The following is a 21048-nucleotide window of genomic DNA, read 5'->3' as shown; positions in this document are numbered from 1 at the left end:
CCTTACTCATGCAATCCGCATTCCGTTTTCGCCGAACCGTTCCATCTGCCGGCACGCAGGTCTTCCGCAGTAAACGCCGGTGAGGTGCAAGGCTCACAGCCTATGCTTGGATATCCTTGATCGTGCAATGGGTTGTAATCTAATTCATTCTTGGAGGTATATCTCCAAATGTCTTTCCATGTCCAATGGATAAGCGGGCATACTTTAATTGATTTGAATTTTTCATCTTTATTTAAGAAGTTTGTATTGGCGCGGCTTGGTCCTTGATCCCGGCGTAATCCAGACAGCCATGCCGGATGACCTGAAAGCGCTTCTCTTAATGGAACAACTTTTCTGATATGGCAGCACTTGTTGGGCTCCCGTTCCCACAGCTTATCTCCGTGGGCCTCCGCTTGCTCTTCTACAGTCAGATCCGGTTTTTTCAAAATGATATTCAGGCCCGGATAACGTTCTTTGACACGCTCAATCGTCTCGTACGTTTCTTTGAAATGCAGGCCTGTATCAAGAAAGACGATTTCCGCATCTTTTTTCACTTTATAAATTAAGTCAATGAGGACGATTCCTTCAATACCAAAGCTGCATGCGTAAACGAGCTGATCGCCGTAATGGCCGTACGCCCATTTTAATACTGACAGCGCACCTTTATAAGAATCATCTTCTTGAAATGTAATAGTCGGCTCTTCCCAAGTTTCATACGTAAACATTTTTCTTCCTCCTTTCGGAGACAAACAAACAGTCGTTTTTCTGCCGGTTGTCTTTACCAATAGTGATTTTAAACATCAGGATAAAGAGTAAGTATGGTTTGTTTTATAACACCTTTTCCAGAAAGGTGCTATTTCCGGCTGTTGCCAACCCCCACTTGGCAGTCCCTCCTTGCCTCTCTTAAAATAAAAAACTTTCAATCCAGCGGAAAGAAAGAAAGGAACTGCATGCGCCCTTATCTTCCAAAATGGAATACATTTTGCTGGAAGTAGCACCTTACATTTTATGCAGGTTGCCGGGCTTCATAGGTCCAGTCCCTCAGCCGCTCTTGATAAGTTTTTTAGATTTGTATTAAATTTTAGCACAATTCTAACAAAAGTCAACCCGAGTTTTTTTATAGGATTAATGAAAATAAAAAAACAGGCCAAATGGCCTGTTTTACCTGTGATTTACTCATGTTTTTTTCAAATGATATGTTGATTTATTGCTTAATCCAATCTTTTGACTCGGGATTCAATTTCCATGTTTGCAACTTTTTTAAATCTGCTGAGTGAATTTTTTCATTTTGAAGGGCTACTTCTGTCAGCGTGTCATAGTCTGTCAGTGAATAGTACGGTATCTTTGCTTTTTCAAAGGCTTCACTTGCTTTAGGAAGACCATATGTGAAAATAGATACCACGCCAAGCACGTCACATCCCGCTGCCTGTAAAGCAGCTGCTGCTTCAAGCACGCTGCCTCCTGTAGAAATTAAGTCCTCAATAACTACCGTTTTTTGGCCTTTTTCTACGGCTCCTTCAATTTGGTTTCCTTTGCCGTGGGCTTTCGGCTTGCTTCTCACATAACACATTGGCAGCTTCAGGCGATCGGCGGCCAAGGCGGCATGGGGAATACCGGCAGTTGCTGTCCCCGCGATCATCTCAGCTTCAGGAAACTGCTGCCGGACAAGCTGAGTAAGGCCTTGGGCCACATCATTTCTCACCTCAGGAAATGACAGAGTGAGACGGTTGTCACAATAAATAGGAGATAAAATGCCGCTTGCCCATGTAAAAGGCTCATTCGGGCGTAAAAATACAGCTTCAATATCTAGCAGATGTTTGGCGATGACTTGTTTCATTGACTGATACCCTCCCATTCGAGTCTGATTGTTTCATAAGCTTTTACCGGGTTGTCCGCTTTTGTAATAGACCGCCCGACCACAATAGCGGACGATCCTTTTTCTCTTGCAACGGCGGGCGTCGCCACGCGGACCTGGTCATTTGCGGCATCTTCAGACAACCGAATGCCCGGTGTCACGGTGAGAAATGACGGCGATACTTGTTCATAAATCGCTCCTGCTTCGTGAACCGAACATACCACGCCGTCCAATCCGCTCTCTTCGGCCTGCTTGCTGTAATGCACAACTGTTTCTAAAAGAGGATTTTTAATCCAAAGTTCTTCTTTCAACATATGTTCTGATGTGCTTGTCAGCTGGGTAACCGCGATAAGTGACGGGCGTTTTTTGCCTGATGCCGTTCCTTCTTCCAATCCCTCAACTGCGGCTTCCATCATCTTTTTGCCGCCGGCCGCGTGAACATTGACGAGATCTACCCCAAGACCGGCCAGCCGTTTCATTGCTTTATTTACAGTAGTCGGAATGTCGTGGAGCTTTAAATCTAAAAACAGCTCGCAATTGCGTTCTTTCAGAAGCTTAATAATACGCGGCCCTTCTTGATAAAAAAGCTCCATTCCAACCTTCACAAACAGCTGTTCATTGTGAAAGGGCTGTAAAAAGGCCAATGTTTCTTCTGCTGTGGCGAAATCAAGCGCGACGATAGGCAGGTTTTTGTTCATCATTCCAGCTCCTTCCAATACATTCTACCACTGATTGATATCCGTATTTCTGTAAAACATCAGGGAGCTGCCCAATGATTTCCGGACATGCAAAAGGATTTACAAAGTTGGCAGTTCCGACAGCGACAGCGCTGGCTCCTGCCAGAAGGAATTCAAACGCGTCTTCAGCTGTCTGAACGCCTCCCATTCCAATAATCGGAATATTGACGGCCTGACTGACCTCATATACCATCCGAATCGCTACAGGTTTTACCGCAGGACCTGAAAGCCCTCCCGTTTTATTGGCTAAAATCGGCCGGCCTGTTTTTAAATCTAGCCTCATACCGATTAAGGTGTTAATCATAGTAAGACCGTCAGCCCCAGCCTCTTCAATCGCAACCGCAATTTCTGCGATGTTGGCGACATTTGGGGAAAGCTTCACATAGACAGGCACTTGGGAAACTTTTTTTACCGCCTTTGTCAATTCTGCGGCCATTGCCGGGTTTGTTCCAAAGGCGATTCCGCCGGTTTTTACGTTCGGACAGGAAATATTCAGTTCAAGCGCATTTACATTAGGCGCTTTGCTGATTTGCTCCGCCACTTCAACATAATCTTCAACTTGAGAACCGGCCACATTTGCAATGATAGGTGTATCAAATTGTTCAAGCCAGGTCAGCTCGTTGTGCAATACGCTTTCGAGACCCGGGTTTTGCAGACCAATCGCATTAAGCATGCCAGCGCCTGTTTCGGCAACCCTAGGAGTAGGATTTCCGAAACGCGGCTCCTTTGTCGTTGCTTTGATCATAATCGCTCCGAGACAAGATAAATCATAAAATCGGGCGAATTCTTTACCAAAACCGAAACAGCCTGAAGCCGGTATGATGGGATTTTTTAATTGAAGCCCCGGCAATTCCACCTTTAACATTACAGCGCCACCTCCTGAGCTTTGAATACCGGACCGTCAAGACAGACCTTCACATATGATGTCTCGCTCTTGTTTGTATGGCACACGCAGGCAAAGCACGCCCCAATTCCGCAGCCCATCCGTTCTTCCATTGAAAGATAAACCTCTTTATGGGCGTATTCTTGCTTTAATGCCTTCAGCATTGGTGTGGGACCGCAACTGAGAAGCACGTCAAATTCGAGATTTTGCTCCCTGATTACATCGGTCACATAACCTTTTGTTCCATGAGTCCCGTCGGCTGTCGCTATATACGTGTCTCCGTATCGTCGGCATTCCTCTTCATAAAATACATCCTTAGCTGACTGAAAGCCCAAAACGTGAACCACCTTTACGCCTTTTTGTTTCAAGCGTTTTGACAGCTCTTGGAGAGGCGGGACTCCGACGCCTCCCCCTACTAATAAAGCTGTTTTTCCGGCTTCGATTTCGTTAACGGGAAATCCGTTGCCTAAAGGGCCGAGGACATCTACACGGTCTCCTTGCTGCTTTAGAGATAAAAGCCCCGTCCCTTCTCCGTCTTTTCGGTAAATAATCGTTACTTCATGCCTCTCTGTATCAACATCAGCAATACTGATAGGTCTTCTTAAAAGCGGAGTCACCGCTTCGCTCACTTTAAGGTGCAGGAATTGCCCGGGCGTTGTAAACGTCTGGACAAGATCCCCTTTCAGCACCATTTGATAGATTCGGTCTGCAACTTCTTCATTGGAACGAACGGTTAAATACGCTTTTTTCATATCGAGATTGCCGCCTCCTGGTTAGAGTTGACCGCCGGCATATGATCCGCCCGAAACGTCATGCTTTCTAATACTCGCAAGATAGCTTCTGCCGTGTCTAAAGATGTCAGGCAGGCAACGCCGTTTTCCACTGATTCACGTCTGATTCTGAATCCGTCTCTTGCCGGCTGCTTTCCTTTTGTGAGCGTATTGATGACAAATTGCGCTTCTCCGCTTCTTATGACATCAAGAAGATTCGGCCCGTCCTGACCAATTTTCCCTACAACCTTCGAAGGGATGGACGCATCTTTTAAATATCCTGCCGTTCCTTCCGTCGCCAAAATGTTGTAGCCGATCGCGTGGAAGCGCTTCGCGATGGCAAGCCCTTCTTCTTTGTCTTTATCCGCTACAGTTAAGAGAACGGAACCATAGTTAGGAATTTGAATGCCTGAGGCGATCAGACCTTTGTACAGCGCCTTTTCGACTGTAGAATCTTTGCCCATGACCTCACCTGTTGACTTCATTTCAGGGCCGAGTGTAATGTCGACTCTTCTCAGCTTCGCGAAGGAGAACACCGGCACTTTTACATATACGCCTTGCTGTTCCGGCTGAAGCCCCTCTTTGTAGCCAAACTCATCCAGTTTTTGTCCGAGAATAACTTTTGTTGCAAGATTCGCCATCGGAATTCCGGTGATTTTGCTCAAAAACGGAACAGTTCTGCTTGATCTCGGATTGACTTCGAGAACATATACTTCGCCTTTTGAAAGAACGAATTGAATATTGAGAAGCCCGACAATATTAAGTCCTTTAGCCAATGCGATGGTATATTGTTCGATTTTTTTCTTAATGTCTTCCGTCAGAGATTGCGGAGGATAAACAGCAATCGAATCGCCCGAATGGACCCCTGCGCGCTCAATGTGCTCCATGATTCCCGGAATCACAACTGTTTCGCCGTCAGATACCGCATCCACTTCAATTTCTTTGCCAGTCAAATATCTATCTATTAATACCGGGTGCTGCGGATTGATTTTTACTGCATTTTTCATGTAATGAAGAAGCTCTTCTTCGTGGTAGACAATTTCCATTGCCCGGCCGCCAAGCACGTAAGAAGGACGGACGAGAACCGGATAACCGATATCGCTTGCGATTTTCACCGCTTGTTCAACTGAGGTCGCTGTTTTGCCCAGCGGCTGCGGCACTTGCAATGTTTCCAGCGCCTGTTCGAATTTATCCCGGTCTTCCGCACGATCCAAGTCTTCCAGTGATGTTCCGAGAATTTTTACCCCGCGGTTTGATAGTTCATCAGCAAGGTTGATCGCAGTTTGCCCGCCGAATTGCACTACAACTCCCAGCGGCTGCTCGAGATCAATGATATGCATGACATCTTCTACAGTCAGCGGCTCAAAATAAAGCTTATCCGAAATACTGAAATCCGTTGATACGGTTTCCGGGTTATTATTCACGATAATCGCTTCATAGCCCGCCTGCTTGATTGCCCAGACAGAATGCACGGTCGCATAATCGAATTCCACGCCTTGTCCGATGCGAATCGGCCCAGACCCGAGAACAACAACACTTTTCTTCGGTGTCACGACTGATTCATTCTCTTCCTCGTATGTGCTGTAGAAGTAAGGCGTTTCAGATTCAAACTCAGCCGCACATGTGTCAACCATTTTGAAAACCGGTGTGATTGCGCCTTGTTTTCTTAAGCTGTAAAGCTTTGCTTCCGGCATATTCCATTCGCGGCTGATATACTGGTCGGAAAAACCAAGCTCTTTTGCTGTTTTTAATACATCCAGGCTGCCGGCATTTGCTTTCAACTCTTTTTCAAACTCGACAATACCGAAGAGCTTATGCAAATAAAACACGTCAATGGCAGAGAATTCATGAAGCTGTTCGACTGTGTAGCCTCTTCTGTATGCTTCGGCAAGATAGAATAAACGTTCATCTCCCGCCTTTTTAATCCGTTTTTCCAGCAGCTCGTTCGAAATGTCTGCCGCATCCTTCAATTCAAGGTGGTGGACATCAGCTTCAAGTGATCGGACGGCTTTCAGTAACGATTCCTCAAGTGTGCGGCCGATCGCCATCACTTCTCCTGTCGCCTTCATTTGTGTGCCGAGTCTTCTGTTTGCCGATTCAAACTTGTCAAAAGGCCAGCGCGGAATCTTAGAGACGACATAATCAAGAGCGGGTTCGAATGCCGCATATGTTTTTCCCGTAACCGGGTTCATCATTTCATCCAAGGAAAGGCCGACTGCGATTTTAGCTGCAAGCTTTGCGATCGGATAGCCTGTTGCTTTTGATGCCAGCGCTGACGAACGGCTGACCCTCGGGTTCACTTCAATGATGTAGTATTGGAAGCTGTCAGGATCTAAAGCAAGCTGCACATTACATCCGCCTTCAATACCGAGCGCGCGGATCAGTTTTAATGATACGTTTCGCAGAAGCTGATATTCGCGGTCGCTGAGTGTTTGGCTCGGCGCGACTACTATACTGTCTCCGGTATGGATTCCGACCGGATCAATGTTTTCCATATTACAAACGACAATGGCGTGATCCTGACTGTCTCTCATCACTTCATATTCAATTTCTTTATAGCCGGCAATGCTTTTTTCAAGCAAGCATTGGTGAACAGGACTTAACTTCAAGCCGTTTTCTACAATTTCTTTCAGCTCGATTTCATTGGAGCAGATACCTCCTCCTGTGCCGCCTAATGTATATGCGGGGCGTACAATGACTGGGAATCCGATTTTGCTCACGAAATTTTCTGCTTCTTCTAATGAGTGAATGATGTCACTTTCAGGAACTGGTTCATTCAGATCATTCATTAACGTTCTGAACAAGTCGCGGTCCTCCGCCTGCTGGATCGCAGAAAGTTTGGTGCCGAGCACTTCTACGCCACACTCTTGCAAGACGCCTTGTTCAGATAGTTCGACAGCCAGGTTTAATCCGGTTTGTCCTCCGAGAGTAGGAAGAATGGCATCAGGGCGTTCTTTTCTGATGATCCTCGTCAGAAATTCAGGTGTGAGCGGTTCAATGTAAACCCGATCAGCCATTTCCGTGTCCGTCATGATGGTGGCAGGATTTGAATTGACAAGAATGACCTCATAGCCTTCTTCTTTTAAAGCAAGACAAGCCTGCGTACCCGCATAGTCAAATTCTGCTGCTTGGCCGATGATGATCGGGCCTGATCCGATTACTAAAATTTTATTAATGTCTACGCGTTTTGGCATACCGCTTCCCCTTCTTTCTCTGTTGTTTCGATCATGTCGATAAATCTGTCAAATAAATGATTCGCATCCTCCGGTCCCGGTGAAGCTTCCGGATGGTATTGCACCGTAAATGCAGGTTTTGTCTTATGCTTTAACCCTTCAATCGTGTCGTCGTTGATGGCGATGTGTGTTACTTCAAGTTCTGTCTGTAGAATGGAAGATACCGTATAGCCGTGATTTTGCGCCGTCAAGGCTACTCTTCCGGTTGCAAGTTCTTTCACCGGATGGTTTGATCCTCTGTGGCCGAATTTCATTTTTTCTGTATCCGCTCCGCATGCCAATGCGAATAATTGGTGGCCAAGGCAGATACCGAACAGCGGAACTTTACCGAGAACGCCTTTAATCATTTCAATCGCTTCCGGGACGTCTTTCGGATCTCCCGGTCCGTTGGAAAGCATGATTCCGTCCGGCTTCAGCTGTAGCACTTCTTCTGCTGTTATGTTATAAGGCACGACGATAACATCGCATTTTCGTTTGTTTAATTCTCTTAATATGCCGTGTTTCATTCCAAAATCCACAAGAACAATCCGTTTGCCGCGCCCAGGACTTGGATATGCCGTTTTCGCGGATACTTGTGCTACTTGATTTCTCGGAAGCTCAGTTTCTTTCAGTCTTTTTTTCACCTCTTCAACCGACTCATCCACTGAAGCGAAGGTTCCTTTTAAAGCGCCTGCTGTGCGAATCATTCGCGTGAGCTTTCTCGTATCAATTCCTTGTAATCCCGGAATGTTTTTCATTTTTAAATATTCATGAAGTGTGTAAGCTGACCGCCAGTTTGAAGGCAGTTCACATAATTCTTTTATAATCAATCCTTTTACAAACGGCGTAATCGATTCAAAGTCGTCTCGATTAATGCCGTAATTGCCGATGAGAGGATAGGTTAATGTGACGATTTGCCCGCAGTAAGAAGGGTCTGACAGGATTTCCTGATAGCCTGTCATTCCTGTGTTAAAAACGACTTCCCCCATGTTGTGTTCTAAGCTCCCAAATGCTTTTCCTTCGAACACCGCTCCGTTTTCAAGTACTAATCTTCTGATCATTTGACAAGTCTCCCTTCTTCATAAGCAAGCTTTCCGGCTGCGATCGTTGCGACTGGCCAGCCGTAGCAGCTGATACCGTTGAATGGTGTATTTTTTCCTTTTGACAGGAATGTCTCTTTATCAATACTTGCTTCTCTTTCTAAATCAATTACTGTGATATCTGCAGTTTGGCCGACTTGAAGTGTTCCGTATGGCAGTTTAAATGCTTCGCAAGGCTTTATCGTCATATAATCAACAAGCTGCTTCAGCGACCATCGCCCGTTTTTTACAAAATGTGTATAAAGAAGCGGGAACGCTGTTTCCAAGCCGACAATACCGAATGGAGCAAGCTTCATTTCTGTGTTTTTCTCTTCTTCTGTATGTGGCGCATGGTCGGTTGCTATAAAGTCGATCGTTCCGTCTAAAAGTCCTTCGATCAGTGCTTCTCTATCTTCCGCACCGCGCAGCGGCGGGTTCATTTTATAGTTTGTGTCCAGCCCGGGAATGTCTTCATCACAGAGCAGCAAGTGGTGAGGCGTAACCTCCGCCGTTACGCGAATGCCCGCTTTTTTCGCGTCACGCACGACTCGGACGGATTCTTTTGTACTGATATGGCATACATGGTAGTGGCAATTCGCCGCTTCTGCTAAGAGAATGTCGCGGGCGATATGAACCGATTCACACACAGAAGGAATGCCGTTTAGCCCGTTTGCTTTCGAGAAGGATCCCTCATGGACGCTGCCTCCGTAAATTAAGGAGTTATCCTCGCAATGCGCGACAATCGCTTTGTCAATGGCAGCTGCACGCTTCATCGCTTCATACATCATTCCTGCTGTCTGTATACCGACGCCGTCATCTGTAAAGGCAAATGCACCGGCTTCTTTCAACTCTTCAAAGTTTGTCATTTCATCGCCGATTTGTCTGATCGTAATAGAAGCGTAAGGAAGAACTCTGACAGAAGACGTCTCTTGAATGCGGTTTTGCACCCATTCCATTTGCTCCTTCGTATCAGGGACCGGTCGTGTATTCGGCATCGCCGCTACTGTTGTAAAGCCGCCGCGCGCTGCTGCTTTTGCTCCTGTTTCAATGGTTTCTTTTTTCTCTCCGCCCGGCTCTCTGAAGTGAACGTGAAGATCCACCAGTCCCGGTGATACGAATAAACCATTTGCGTCAATGACTGTTTCGCCTTCTTTTACTTCCAGCTTTCCGATTTCTGAAATTTTTTCTCCAATTACCCGAATATCCTGTTCTGTTTTTTCACCATTTCCGCCTAGTACCCAGCCGTTTTTAATGAGATATGACATAATCTGCTTCTCCCCTTTTCACATTTGTTTCAAGCGCTCTTTTTAAAACTGCCATTCTGATAAACACGCCATTTTCCATTTGCCTGAAGATTCTTGATTTTTTTGATTCTACTAATTCAGGATCTATCTCCACTCCCCTGTTGACGGGGGCGGGATGCATGATGATCGCATGCTGCTGCATGTTTTTCGTCCTCTCCATCGTCAAACCAAACCTTTTCAAATAGTCCTCTTGACTGACAGCGGACTGATGTCTTTCATTTTGAATGCGGAGCAGCATGACAACGTCTGAAGACTTTATCGCTTCGTCAGTTGAAACATAGGTGCCGAATGGATTTTGTTCATCCTGCCATTCAGCCGGACCAGAGAAAAGAACGCGCGCACCGAGCCTTGTTAATACTTCCGCATTCGATCTTGCGACTCTGCTGTGCTTAATATCGCCGTGGATGGAAACAGTCAAGTCTTTAAAACAATTGAACTCTTCGTTGATGGTCATTAAATCAAGCAATGATTGGGTCGGATGCTGACCGCAGCCGTCCCCCGCATTTAAAATCGGTATATTCACCCGGCCGATTAGCTCCTTATAATACTCGTCTTCGCTATGCCTGATCACACATGCGTCTACTCCGATGGATTCAAGCGTTCTGATCGTGTCATAAAGTGTTTCGCCTTTTTGTACGCTTGTGCTCGTTCCGTCAAGGTTCAGCACGTTCATACCCAGTTTCTTTTCCGCTACCTCAAAGCTGAATCGTGTTCTTGTACTTGGTTCAAAAAACAAATTAGCAATGAATTTCCCTGCAAGGTGGGTGTCTGTTTTTCCATTTTTGAGCGCTTTGGCTTCATAAATCAGGTTTTCAATCTCCGCAGGGCTTAATTCACTCATTGTCGTTAAATGATTCATTTTCTTTCCCCTTTCGTTTCAACTTTAAGGCCGTAAAAAAACCCCGGTCTGTTAACAGACTCGGGGTGCGGTTAAATAGAGGAGGAGCGTGCAGCTTTCTTCTCTTCATAACCCTTCCAAGCCTCTCTGGACTTTCATTAAAAGGTTTTCTTATCAATGATTTTGGTCGGCGGTGTCCGCCTGTTCTTCTTTTGCGTCCGGAAGGATTAGATTTAAGATGACTCCGACGATAGCCGCCAGCGCCATGCCTGACACCTGAAATCCTCCCTCAGACACTTGAATGAATGCTCCGCCTACACCGATAACCAAAATGACGGATGTGATAATAAGATTTCGGTTGTTCTCATAATCAATTTTGTTGTCGATCAGCATTCTCAGACCGCTAGAAGCAATGATGCCAAACAGCAGGAAGGACACGCCTCCCATGACAGCTGAGGGAACCGAACTGATCAGCGCAGAAATTTTTCCGATAAATCCGAAGCAGAGCGCAATGACTGCCGCGCCGCCGATAACAAAGACGCTGAATACTCGGGTAATCGCCAGGACGCCGATGTTTTCTCCGTATGTCGTTGTTGGCGGGCCGCCGATCAAGGAGGCGATGATTGTCGCCGCGCTGTCTCCCATGATAGAGCGGTGCAGTCCCGGTTTTTTAATAAAATCTTGTCCGACAACCTTGCTCAGCACCATTTGATGCCCGATATGCTCAGACATGGTAACAAAGGCCACCGGCACCATAGCCGCGATGATTCCTAGCGTGACAGACGGCGTAAAGTCCTTGAATGGAATGATAAATTCCGGCACAGCGAACCATTTTGCGTCAATGACCGGCTGAAAGTTGACAATGCCTTGAGTCAGCGCAAACAGATATCCGCCGATAATTCCGATCAGCACAGGAATCAGGCTAAGGAATCCCCTCAGGTAGATGGCGCATATGATGGTGATCCCCAAGGTAACGCCGGCTACACTGAAATGCTTTAAGCTGTATTGAAGTTCACTTGCGTTCGGATCAGCATACATTGCCATGTTTACCGCCGTGCCGGCAAGGCCAAGCCCAATGACGATGATGACAGGCCCGACGACGACAGGAGGGAGAAGCTTCATAAGCCAGCCGGTTCCGAGCTGCCGGATCATCAAGGCAATCAGTCCGTACACAATTCCCGCCAAGAAGGCGCCGACCATTGCTGCGCCCGGGCCTCCCGTTGCTTTCACCAGTATAATCGGTGAAATAAAGGCGAAGGATGAACCGAGATAAGCCGGTATTTGTCCCTTCGTAATCAGCAGATATGCAAGCGTTCCGATTCCGCTTGTCACCAGCGCGACTGCCGGGCTCATTCCGACAAGCTTCGGCACAAGTATAGTGGAGCCGAACATCGCAAACAAGTGCTGCAGGCTGAATGTCAGCCATGAAAAAGGTTTTGGTACATCCCTAACGCCTAAGTTTACTTTTTTCTTACTCATGACAATTTCCTCCTGATAGAAGCCTTCGTTGTAGGATGACTCAAATTCTTTATATTAAAAAACCTCTTTGCTTTTTTTGCGCAAAGAGGTATACAAAGCCGGCCGCATTCGTCGTTCGGCTTTGTTTAAACCTCTTTGCAAACTCACTGGATTGCATTTAAAAAGGTATGCTATTCATTTTCATAAATGGCTACAAGGTCTGTTTCGTCCACTTCATGGAGCTGAACCATAACCTTTTCAGCCTTTGAGGTCGGAATATTTTTGCCGATATAATCAGCCCGGATCGGCAGCTCCCTATGCCCTCTGTCTACCAGAACGGCGAGCTGGACGGAAGACGGACGGCCTACATCAACAAGCGCGTCCATCGCTGCTCTGACGGTTCTTCCTGTATACAGCACATCATCGACTACGATCACTTTTTGATCCGTAATATCAATCGGTATGTCGGCCCCTTTGACAAGCGGCTCTTCATTGCTCGTTTTTTTTGATAAGTCGTCGCGATACAGCGTAATATCAATTTCCCCGACTGTCACAGCGTTTCCTTCTATCTGTTCGATTCGTTCGGCGAGGCGCTTCGCTAAGTAAATGCCTCTTGTCTTAATGCCGACAAGAATACAGTTATTCATTCCTTTATTGCGTTCAATCATTTCATGGGCGATTCTTGTCAAGGCTCGTCTTATCGCCTGTTCATCAAGAATAACAGCTTTCTGATTCATTTGCAGACACCTCACAATTCATTAAAAAACCCCTCTTGCCAAGGCAGAGAGGGGTTTAAGGGCAAGCTGCGTGATGATGATACACGCATCCTGACCTATCCGTTATCCTTCTCAGCCTCTCTGGACTGTGTTAAAGAATCTATTCAGCTTCGTTTATTATTTCAGAAAAGAATTCAACTGTCAACGACTTTTCCTTAAATTTTCGATAAGTTTCGTCATATCATCCGGAAGCGGCGCTTCAAATTCAATGTATTTGTCTGTTCTTGGGTGCTGGAAACCTAAAATACCCGCATGGAGAGCCTGACCGTTAAAGTCAATTGTTTTTCTCGGTCCGTATTTCGGATCTCCTGCTAAAGGAAAACCGATATATTTCATATGAACGCGAATTTGATGGGTTCTGCCCGTTTCAAGCTGACACTCCACCAAGGTAAAATCCTGAAAGCGTTCAAGGACATGAAAATGGGTAACGGCATTTTTGCCTTCCCGCACGACCGTCATGCTTTGGCGGTCCTTTTTGTCTCTTCCGATAGGTGCATCAATCGTTCCGTCATCATGCGATATAATTCCGTGAACAACAGCCATATACTTACGGGTAACTGTTTTATGAACAAGCTGATTCACAAGTGATTCATGCGCCATATCGTTTTTTGCAACCATTAATAAACCTGATGTGTCCTTATCAATGCGGTGAACAATTCCCGGACGCATCACGCCGTTAATTCCCGAAAGGTCTTTACAGTGCGCCATCAGCCCATTTACAAGTGTTCCTGTTACATGGCCCGGGGCCGGATGCACGACCATCCCCCTCGGTTTGTTTACAACCAAAACATCCTGATCCTCATAATAAATGTCCAGGTCCATCGGCTCAGCAAGCACATCAAGCGCTTCCGGCTCCGGCACCGTAACCTTCACCTGATCACCAGGCTGCATTTTATAGTTGGCTTTCACCGGGCTGCCGTTGACTTCGATATGCCCATCCTTTACCCATTGCTGAACCTGGGTTCTCGACCAGTCTTTCTCAGCAGAAGCCAGAAATTTATCAATCCGCTCACTCTTTTGTTCCGGCAAAGCGGTTATCTCAAATTGATCCATGCTATTGCTCCTTCTTCTTTTTCCCGCTGTCTAACAGCATTTGTATAAATAAAAGCACAACGCCGACACACAAAGAGGAATCTGCGATGTTAAAAATAGGATAATTGTAATTTACGATGATGACATGAATGAAATCCACGACTTCTTGTCTGACGGCACGGTCAATAAAATTGCCGATTGCTCCCCCAAGCATTAATCCGAGAGAAATGCCGAGAAGCTTCTGCCCCTTTGTATAGCGCTGTATGTAATAAACAATCCCGATAATAACTGCAACCGTGATTAAATAAAAAAACCACATCTGACCGGCTAAAATGCCCCAAGCGGCCCCCGTATTGCGGTGGGATGTAATATAGAACACATGATCAATCACCGGGACGCTCTGCCCGAGTTCCATATTTTTCACGACAAGCCATTTTGTTAATTGATCGGCTAAGATAATAAGAAGTGCGATAACGTAATACAGCACAAACGTTCCTCCATTGTCCGGTTACTTTAATCCTTTATGCATTTTATCAATAAAAAGCCCAGGAGTAAAGGAATATCCGCTTGCCATCAGGCGCTGTGAGCGTGCTGAATTGATTGTTGTAAGATTTGTGCGATTTTTTAGGCGCTGTTATTCATACAGCGCCTGATCATATTCTATATCACTTGCTTTCCATAGCGGCAGCGTTTTTTTTTCGAATTGGACAGAATAAAGAAAGTCGTCTGCTGTTCGGGCTGTGGGAAGAACAGCCAGTTTAGAAAGCGGGATCGGCGCTCCTGTCGCTTCACAGCAGCCAAACGTTCCTGACTCGAATTTTGACAAGGCGAGAAGGACGTCTTGCAGTTCTTCTTTAATGTGGTAGATCAGAGTTGCTTTTTGATTATCATTGATTGGGGATTCGGCGGCTGCAGAAACCTGAAAGCAAGAATACTCAAATAATCTTGACTGTAATTCTTCTTTCATCAGAAGAAGTTCCGTATAAATTGCGGTCAGCTGATCATTCATCCATCACAACTCCTGCTCATAACGTAATACCTATATTGTTGCCCGAGAGCCTGCAAATGAAGCACATAAGATTTTTCCTTTCGTTCTAATCCATGTCAGCCCTGGTATACAAAAAAACGCCCGGCATCCGCCGGACGTTTTGACTGATTATTTCTGATAGTACTTTTCAACAATTTCCGCATTGCGGAGCGATAATGTTGGGTATTTCGGATTGGCGCCCACATCTTTTGAGATGACGCGGGACCGTTCACACATTTCACCCTCTGCTTTTTCTACGACGATTTTGCCTGAGTCAAAGCTCTGAGCATCAGCCGGCGCTTCCTGTTCGCTGATCGTCAGTTCAGAAACGATAAACAGCTGTTTCACATCCTCTTTGATCGCAGACAATAGTTCTTGTGAAGCTTTATTCGGATAAAGTGTCAAACTCGCTTCCATCGACTTGCCGATGATCTTTTCATTCCGGGCTGTTTCAAGCGCTTTTAAGACATCATTTCGCAATTCCATAAAATGGTCAAATTTTTCTTCTACCGCTTCACCATTAGGAATTGCGACAGCTTCCGGCATATCAGTCAGCTGAACGCTCTGTTCCTCCACAAATGTGAGGTGCGCCCATAATTCGTCTGTCGTATGCGGCAAAATCGGCGCAGTCAGCTTCGCTAATGCAAGAAGGGTTTCATAGAAAACCGTCTGCATGCTCCGTCTGTCCGGATGATCTGCATGCTCAATGTACACGACATCTTTTGCAAAGTCTAGGTAGAATGAGCTTAATTCTACAGTACAGAAATTATGGATACTGTGGTAAACAACCGCAAATTCATATTCATCGTACGCTTTTTTCACTTTATCAATCAGTTTGTTCAGTTTCACCAAGATGTATTGGTCCACTTCACGAAGATCTTCTACAGCAACGGCATTGGCTTTCGGGTCGAAATCAAACAGGTTGCCATGCAGGAAACGGAACGTGTTGCGGATTTTTCTGTATACTTCGGCGACTTGCTTTAAGATCGCGTCAGATACACGAACGTCAGCCTGATAATCGACAGAAGATACCCATAATCTTAAAATATCGGCTCCAAGCTGTTTCATTACTTTAGCAGGAACTACGACGTTTCCGATTGATTTACTCATCTTGCGGCCTTCTCCGTCAAGAGCAAATCCATGGCTCAAAACACCTTTGTAAGGCGCTTGGCCTGTTACGGCAACTGCGGTTGAAAGCGATGAGTTGAACCAGCCGCGATATTGGTCTGAGCCTTCAAGGTAAAGGTCAGCCGGACGGACAAGATCGTCGCGTTCTTCAAGCACCGCCTGATGGGAGGAACCTGAATCAAACCAAACATCCATAATATCCTGTTCTTTGGTAAACTTGCCGTTCGGGCTGCCAGGGTGTGTAAATCCTTCTGGAAGAAGATCTTTCGCTTCTTTTTCAAACCAAATGTTAGAACCGTGCTCTCTGAATAGTGCGGATACATGCTCGATTGTTTCATCTGTAATGATCGGCTCGCCATTTTCAGCATAGAATACCGGGATCGGAACGCCCCATGCGCGCTGTCTGGAAATACACCAGTCGCCGCGGTCACGCACCATATTGTGCAAGCGCTGTTCGCCCCATTCAGGAACCCATTTTGTTTCTTTAATCGCGTCAAGCAGGTCTGTTCTGAAATCTTTAATGGATGCAAACCATTGCGCGGTCGCTCTGAAGATTGTCGGTTTTTTCGTTCTCCAATCATGCGGATAAGAGTGAGTAATGAATTCAAGATTCATTAACGCGCCTTTTTCTTCAAGCTGCTGAGTGATTGCTTTGTTTGCATCATCATAGAACATACCTTCAAAACCAGGCGCTTCGCTTGTCATAACACCTTTTTCATCAACCGGGCAAAGCACGTCTAAGCCGTATTTTTGGCCAACGATAAAGTCATCTTCCCCGTGACCCGGCGCTGTATGAACACAGCCTGTTCCGGCATCTGTCGTCACGTGGTCGCCAAGCATAACGAGAGAATCTCTGCCATAAAGCGGGTGTTCCGCAACAATATTCTCGAGTTCTTTACCTTTCAACGTCTTTAAGACTTCATACTGTTCAAAGCCGCAAGCCGAAGCTACATTTTCAACCAACGCACTTGCTGCGACAAAACGGTCGCCACCGACTGAAATCACGCTGTATTCAAGATCAGGATGCACCGAAATCCCAAGGTTTGCCGGGATCGTCCAAGGCGTTGTTGTCCAAATGATGATGCGTTCTCCGTTTTCAAGCACGCCTTTTCCGTCTTTTACAGCAAAAGCAACGTAAATGGATGCAGAGCGTTTGTCTTGATATTCGATCTCCGCTTCAGCCAAAGCCGATTCACTTGAAGGTGACCAGTTAACCGGTTTCAGTCCTTTATAAATGTAGCCGCGTTTCGCCATCTCGCCAAAAACACGGATCTGCTGTGCTTCGTATTCCGGTTTTAACGTTACATATGGGTTTTCCCAGTCGCCGCGGACACCGAGACGTTTGAATTGCTCACGCTGGCCTTCAATTTGCTGCCAAGCGTATTCTTCACACAGCTTTCGGAATTCAGCAACTGACATTTCCTTACGCTTTACTTTTTTGTTTTTCGTTAACGCCGTTTCGATCGGCAGACCGTGTGTATCCCATCCGGGTACGTAAGGCGCATTGTAGCCGCTCATTGATTTATAACGGACGATAAAATCTTTCAAGATTTTATTGAGGGCGTGGCCCATATGAATATCGCCGTTTGCGTACGGAGGTCCGTCATGCAAAACAAATTTCGGGCGATCCTTTGTCCGTTCTTGTACAAGACGGTAAATGTCCTGTTCTTCCCATTGTTTTTGCATCTCAGGTTCGCGGTTTGGCAAATTCCCTCTCATCGGGAAATCTGTCTTTGGCATCAAGAGCGTATCTTTGTAATCCATTTCCATTCCTCCATCAAACAAATTTTTTCAGAAAATAAAAAAAGCCCTCTCATCCCATAAGGGACGAGAAAGCTTATCTCGCGGTACCACCCTTTTAGAAGAAACGGGAAACACACGCTTCTTCCTCTCGAGCATCGTAACGTGATGGAACGTCCTTTCCTACTGTCAGTTCAGAAAGGAAACTTAAGGGCTGATCTACATGTCTCCGGCTGTCTCAGGCTTACACCATCCCCGAGTCGCTTCAAAAGCCAAATTGAAACATGACTGTCCCTTTCAATCGTCTTTTCATCTGAATTTATGAACGTATTATATTCGACAAGCTGAGAAAATGTCAAGAAAATCAGAGAATTATTCCTTTTCCTCAAACACCGCGTCCACTTCGTATTCAAGAAGATGATCCCAATCATCGTTCTTCAGAAGGTCAAGCTGGGCTTCGATCAGCATTTGGAAACGTGTTCTGAACACTTTAGACTGCTTTTTCAGCTCTTCAATTTCCATAGCGATTTTTCTTGATTTTGACAAAGATTCGTTGATAATGCGATCTGCGTTCTTTTCTGCTTCCCGAACGATCAGCTTTGCTTCTTTTTGTGAATTGCGCTTTACATCTTCCGCTGCTTCTTGAGCAACCAGGATTGATTTATTAAGCGTTTCTTCAATATTCGCAAAGTGCCCGATTCGTTCATCAAGCTCGTTTACTTTTGCTTCAAGTTCCGTTTTTTTACGAAGAACAATTTCATAATCTTTTCTGACTTGCATGAGGAATTCATTTACTTCATCTTCGTCATATCCGCGAAAGCTTTTTGTAAAAGTCTTGTTGTGGATATCATTTGGCGTTAATGGCATAATGCCACCTCCATTTTTACATTTCAGTACAGTTATCTAGTTCACATTATAAAGCAAATATCGCACAGATGGAGAAAAAAACTGAAAAATCGACTCATTTTTGTTTTTCAAATGTGACTCTCCATTTGTCTTTTTTCGTTTTTCCTTCAATTTTGGTTAAACTGGATCGGCCGAATCCTCTGATGGAAAGCATATCTCCCTCCGCCAGCTGATAGGATGGATCTTCGACTACCTTCCAATTCACCTTGACCAGGCCGTTTTTCACAAGTGTCAGCGCTTTTTGCCGTGACTGCCTGCTCATTGAAGCGCAAACGGCATCGAGCCTTAAAGAAGAAACTGTGTCATCCCTTATTTCGACATCACGAGCGGGGATTTGAAGGTCTGACAAACTAATTTTCTCAAGATTGACTTTAGCCTTGCCCGCCTGGGTGAGCTGACCTGCGACAAAATCCGCCGTTTCAGCCGTGACGATCAATTGCACAGCCGACTCTGCAAACACCAAATCCCCAAACTTTTGCCGCTTTAAGCCAATCCCCATTAAAGAGCCCAGCAAGGACCGATGATCAATGCTGACAAATTTCTCGGGGTAGTGGACCTCAAACGCTTGCAGGCCAAAATCGGTTTCCTCCGGATTGGCATAATCAGGGTATAAAAGAGCCCTTTTCCGTTCAGCTCCGTCATAGCCGCCGAACAAGGCGAGCCCTACAGAATCTGCTTGTCCTATAACAGAGGCAGCGATAACCTGCTCACGCGGATCCAAAAAATCGGTCAGTTTCATCCTGTACTGCTCCTGGACGATTCTTTTCCATTCAAGCGCCTGATCAATAAAAGGCTGCTCCTCTTTTCTGAAATGCTGATAAATATCGCTCATCGTCTTTCCCTTCTATGTAAAGAGGCTTGGCTGCTGCCAAGCCTCTATCAAACTGTCGCTTACGTATACATTGCAATCATTCGGTAAAGACCCCATAAGCCGCCGGTCGCAAATCGCAGCACAATAATCGCCACGATCGGAGAGATATCCAGCATAGCAATCGGGGGAATGATTTTTCTGAATGGTTCAAGATACGGCTCGCAAATATTCGCTAAAAATCGTCCGATTGAAGATTCCCTCGCATTCGGAACCCAGGACATGAAAATATAAATGATCAGAGCCCATGAATAAACAGATATTAATAAGCTTAAAACTGAAAAAATTTGATAAAGGATCATCTGCGCTTTACCACCTCTGATGTTCGTCTTCAGACATAAGCTCAGAAATCGTCCCTGATACATCTACATTGTCAGGCGTGCAAAGGAAAATATCCGATCCGATTCTTTGAATATCGCCGCCGATGGCATAAACCGTCCCGCTTAAAAAATCAACAATCCTTTTCGCCTGGTCATGCTGAATTCGCTGCAGGTTGACGACAACTGCGCGTCTGTTTTTTAAATGATCAGCTATTTCCTGCGCCTCCGCGTAGACACGGGGCTCACTCAACACTACTTTAGAGGATTTCTGGACACTTTGCAAGCTTACCACATTTTGTTTGCCGGCAGTCTTATTAGGATAAGCCGCCTTTTCTTTTTGGTCTTGTTCTTCATGTGTATCATGCTCTGTATCAATATATTCATATTCATATTCTTCATCATCCATTGAGAAAAAGCTTTTAAATTTATTTTTCATGCTCATTGCTGTACACCCCCTGTTTCATTTCCGACTAACGATGAGCCGATTCTAATATAAGTCGCGCCTTCTTCTATGGCAATTTCAAAATCATTTGACATGCCCATCGACAGTTCCGTACACGGAGCATTCGGCTGTTTAAGCTTTTGAACTTGGTCGCGGAGTTCGCGAAGCGCCCGAAAGCAGCTTCTAATCTTTTCTTTATCCTCAGTCAGCGGAGCCATTGTCATCAAACCGTCCACGATGATATGTTCAAAGCCGGCCAGCTCCTGAACCAGAGGGATGACTTCTTCTTGTTTCATTCCGTGCTTGGACGGTTCAAGCGACGTATTGACCTGCACAAAACAGCGTACAGGCCCTGTTGCGCGTTTTTCAATTTCATAAGCTAATGACAGTCTGTCTAAGGAATGAATATGTGACACGTTATTGACGACAGCTTTCACCTTCCTTGACTGAAGGCTGCCGATAAAATGCCAATCCGGATTACCTTTTACAATAACCTGCTTGCGAAGCAGTTCGGCATCACGGTTTTCGCCCAGGCTTGAAATGCCTGCATCCACCGCTTCCTGCGCTCTTTCAGCTGACACATATTTAGTGACTGCGATAATTGTAACTTCATCGGAGCAGCGGCCTGATCTGTTACATGCTTCGTTTATTCGTTCGTTTATATGTCGTAAATTGTCGATTACACGCAAGATCT

At 45.6% G+C, this 21048-nt stretch carries 20 protein-coding genes, 1 riboswitch and 1 other annotated feature; all 20 genes read right to left on the bottom strand.

Annotation, left to right across the window (positions count from 1 at the left end; genetic code table 11):
* Positions 1–2 precede the first annotated feature (2 nt).
* Positions 3–704 (bottom strand): phosphoadenylyl-sulfate reductase, encoded by a 702-nt coding sequence (locus AXI57_RS17085; protein ID WP_010788561.1) that lies wholly within the window; start codon positions 702–704, stop codon positions 3–5.
* 230 nt (positions 705–934) lie between these two features.
* Positions 935–1040, bottom strand: a riboswitch (SAM riboswitch).
* A 143-nt stretch (positions 1041–1183) separates the two neighbouring features.
* Positions 1184–1816, bottom strand: coding sequence for an orotate phosphoribosyltransferase (pyrE, locus tag AXI57_RS17080; protein WP_003329015.1), 633 nt, complete (start codon positions 1814–1816; stop codon positions 1184–1186).
* Entirely contained in the window at positions 1813–2532 is a 720-nt protein-coding gene (pyrF, locus tag AXI57_RS17075; RefSeq protein ID WP_061670746.1) for an orotidine-5'-phosphate decarboxylase, read from the bottom strand. Before pyrF ends, pyrE begins: the two co-directional genes overlap by 4 nt.
* Positions 2501–3436, bottom strand: a complete 936-nt coding sequence (locus tag AXI57_RS17070) for a dihydroorotate dehydrogenase (RefSeq protein ID WP_061670745.1) — start codon at positions 3434–3436, stop codon at positions 2501–2503. The genes pyrF and AXI57_RS17070 overlap by 32 nt, the downstream gene beginning before the upstream one ends.
* A complete protein-coding gene (locus AXI57_RS17065) occupies positions 3436–4206 on the bottom strand; it encodes a dihydroorotate dehydrogenase electron transfer subunit (RefSeq protein WP_061670744.1) in 771 nt (256 codons plus the stop codon). Before AXI57_RS17065 ends, AXI57_RS17070 begins: the two co-directional genes overlap by 1 nt.
* The gene (carB, locus tag AXI57_RS17060; RefSeq protein WP_061670743.1) at positions 4203–7418 is read right to left on the bottom strand and encodes a carbamoyl-phosphate synthase (glutamine-hydrolyzing) large subunit; all 3216 of its coding nucleotides are present in this window, start codon (positions 7416–7418) and stop codon (positions 4203–4205) included. The genes AXI57_RS17065 and carB overlap by 4 nt, the downstream gene beginning before the upstream one ends.
* On the bottom strand, positions 7403–8497 hold the full coding sequence (locus tag AXI57_RS17055) for a carbamoyl phosphate synthase small subunit (protein WP_061670742.1): 1095 nt from the start codon (positions 8495–8497) through the stop codon (positions 7403–7405). The genes carB and AXI57_RS17055 overlap by 16 nt, the downstream gene beginning before the upstream one ends.
* Positions 8494–9780 (bottom strand): dihydroorotase, encoded by a 1287-nt coding sequence (locus tag AXI57_RS17050; protein ID WP_061670741.1) that lies wholly within the window; start codon positions 9778–9780, stop codon positions 8494–8496. Before AXI57_RS17050 ends, AXI57_RS17055 begins: the two co-directional genes overlap by 4 nt.
* Positions 9764–10678 carry an aspartate carbamoyltransferase catalytic subunit gene (locus AXI57_RS17045; protein ID WP_061670740.1) on the bottom strand — a complete coding sequence of 305 codons (915 nt, stop codon included), beginning with the start codon at positions 10676–10678 and terminating at the stop codon, positions 9764–9766. The genes AXI57_RS17050 and AXI57_RS17045 overlap by 17 nt, the downstream gene beginning before the upstream one ends.
* Before the next feature lie 153 nt (positions 10679–10831).
* Positions 10832–12136 (bottom strand): uracil permease PyrP, encoded by a 1305-nt coding sequence (pyrP, locus tag AXI57_RS17040; RefSeq protein ID WP_003329024.1) that lies wholly within the window; start codon positions 12134–12136, stop codon positions 10832–10834.
* 170 nt (positions 12137–12306) lie between these two features.
* On the bottom strand, positions 12307–12852 hold the full coding sequence (pyrR, locus tag AXI57_RS17035) for a bifunctional pyrimidine operon transcriptional regulator/uracil phosphoribosyltransferase (RefSeq protein WP_003329025.1): 546 nt from the start codon (positions 12850–12852) through the stop codon (positions 12307–12309).
* 180 nt (positions 12853–13032) lie between these two features.
* A complete protein-coding gene (locus AXI57_RS17030; protein ID WP_061670739.1) occupies positions 13033–13944 on the bottom strand; it encodes an RluA family pseudouridine synthase in 912 nt (303 codons plus the stop codon).
* 1 nt (position 13945) lies between these two features.
* On the bottom strand, positions 13946–14410 hold the full coding sequence (lspA, locus tag AXI57_RS17025) for a signal peptidase II (protein ID WP_003329027.1): 465 nt from the start codon (positions 14408–14410) through the stop codon (positions 13946–13948).
* Between the two features lie 147 nt (positions 14411–14557).
* Positions 14558–14932: a TraR/DksA family transcriptional regulator gene (locus AXI57_RS17020; RefSeq protein ID WP_010788549.1), complete on the bottom strand. Its 375-nt coding sequence runs from the start codon at positions 14930–14932 to the stop codon at positions 14558–14560.
* A gap of 147 nt (positions 14933–15079) precedes the next feature.
* The gene (gene ileS / locus AXI57_RS17015) at positions 15080–17842 is read right to left on the bottom strand and encodes an isoleucine--tRNA ligase (RefSeq protein WP_003329029.1); all 2763 of its coding nucleotides are present in this window, start codon (positions 17840–17842) and stop codon (positions 15080–15082) included.
* A 56-nt stretch (positions 17843–17898) separates the two neighbouring features.
* Positions 17899–18129: a binding site (T-box leader), on the bottom strand.
* A gap of 61 nt (positions 18130–18190) precedes the next feature.
* Positions 18191–18685, bottom strand: a complete 495-nt coding sequence (gene divIVA, locus AXI57_RS17010; RefSeq protein ID WP_003329030.1) for a septum site-determining protein DivIVA — start codon at positions 18683–18685, stop codon at positions 18191–18193.
* Positions 18686–18779: 94 nt separating this feature from the next.
* A complete protein-coding gene (locus AXI57_RS17005; protein ID WP_003329032.1) occupies positions 18780–19556 on the bottom strand; it encodes a YlmH family RNA-binding protein in 777 nt (258 codons plus the stop codon).
* Between the two features lie 59 nt (positions 19557–19615).
* Positions 19616–19894: a YggT family protein gene (locus AXI57_RS17000; RefSeq protein ID WP_003329033.1), complete on the bottom strand. Its 279-nt coding sequence runs from the start codon at positions 19892–19894 to the stop codon at positions 19616–19618.
* A gap of 7 nt (positions 19895–19901) precedes the next feature.
* A complete protein-coding gene (sepF, locus tag AXI57_RS16995; RefSeq protein ID WP_061670738.1) occupies positions 19902–20354 on the bottom strand; it encodes a cell division protein SepF in 453 nt (150 codons plus the stop codon).
* The gene (locus AXI57_RS16990) at positions 20351–21043 is read right to left on the bottom strand and encodes a YggS family pyridoxal phosphate-dependent enzyme (protein WP_061670737.1); all 693 of its coding nucleotides are present in this window, start codon (positions 21041–21043) and stop codon (positions 20351–20353) included. Before AXI57_RS16990 ends, sepF begins: the two co-directional genes overlap by 4 nt.
* Positions 21044–21048 lie beyond the last annotated feature (5 nt).

This window comes from Bacillus atrophaeus (assembly GCF_001584335.1).
Classification (GTDB): domain Bacteria; phylum Bacillota; class Bacilli; order Bacillales; family Bacillaceae; genus Bacillus; species Bacillus atrophaeus.
This window is presented reverse-complemented; position numbering and strand designations above follow the sequence as displayed.

What these genes read in the sequence shown, in the direction of transcription:
- pyrF (WP_061670746.1), bottom strand. Translation starts at nt 2,532, where the DNA reads ATGAACAAAAACCTGCCTATCGTCGCGCTTGATTTCGCCACAGCAGAA.
- AXI57_RS17050 (WP_061670741.1), bottom strand. Translation starts at nt 9,780, where the DNA reads ATGTCATATCTCATTAAAAACGGCTGGGTACTAGGCGGAAATGGTGAA.
- AXI57_RS17070 (WP_061670745.1), bottom strand. Translation starts at nt 3,436, where the DNA reads ATGTTAAAGGTGGAATTGCCGGGGCTTCAATTAAAAAATCCCATCATA.
- carB (WP_061670743.1), bottom strand. Translation starts at nt 7,418, where the DNA reads ATGCCAAAACGCGTAGACATTAATAAAATTTTAGTAATCGGATCAGGC.
- AXI57_RS17030 (WP_061670739.1), bottom strand. Translation starts at nt 13,944, where the DNA reads ATGGATCAATTTGAGATAACCGCTTTGCCGGAACAAAAGAGTGAGCGG.
- AXI57_RS17065 (WP_061670744.1), bottom strand. Translation starts at nt 4,206, where the DNA reads ATGAAAAAAGCGTATTTAACCGTTCGTTCCAATGAAGAAGTTGCAGAC.
- AXI57_RS17000 (WP_003329033.1), bottom strand. Translation starts at nt 19,894, where the DNA reads ATGATCCTTTATCAAATTTTTTCAGTTTTAAGCTTATTAATATCTGTT.
- AXI57_RS17045 (WP_061670740.1), bottom strand. Translation starts at nt 10,678, where the DNA reads ATGAATCATTTAACGACAATGAGTGAATTAAGCCCTGCGGAGATTGAA.
- pyrR (WP_003329025.1), bottom strand. Translation starts at nt 12,852, where the DNA reads ATGAATCAGAAAGCTGTTATTCTTGATGAACAGGCGATAAGACGAGCC.
- AXI57_RS17020 (WP_010788549.1), bottom strand. Translation starts at nt 14,932, where the DNA reads ATGAATGATCAGCTGACCGCAATTTATACGGAACTTCTTCTGATGAAA.
- pyrP (WP_003329024.1), bottom strand. Translation starts at nt 12,136, where the DNA reads ATGAGTAAGAAAAAAGTAAACTTAGGCGTTAGGGATGTACCAAAACCT.
- pyrE (WP_003329015.1), bottom strand. Translation starts at nt 1,816, where the DNA reads ATGAAACAAGTCATCGCCAAACATCTGCTAGATATTGAAGCTGTATTT.
- AXI57_RS17085 (WP_010788561.1), bottom strand. Translation starts at nt 704, where the DNA reads ATGTTTACGTATGAAACTTGGGAAGAGCCGACTATTACATTTCAAGAA.
- ileS (WP_003329029.1), bottom strand. Translation starts at nt 17,842, where the DNA reads ATGGATTACAAAGATACGCTCTTGATGCCAAAGACAGATTTCCCGATG.
- AXI57_RS17055 (WP_061670742.1), bottom strand. Translation starts at nt 8,497, where the DNA reads ATGATCAGAAGATTAGTACTTGAAAACGGAGCGGTGTTCGAAGGAAAA.
- AXI57_RS17005 (WP_003329032.1), bottom strand. Translation starts at nt 19,556, where the DNA reads ATGAGCGATATTTATCAGCATTTCAGAAAAGAGGAGCAGCCTTTTATT.
- sepF (WP_061670738.1), bottom strand. Translation starts at nt 20,354, where the DNA reads ATGAGCATGAAAAATAAATTTAAAAGCTTTTTCTCAATGGATGATGAA.
- divIVA (WP_003329030.1), bottom strand. Translation starts at nt 18,685, where the DNA reads ATGCCATTAACGCCAAATGATATCCACAACAAGACTTTTACAAAAAGC.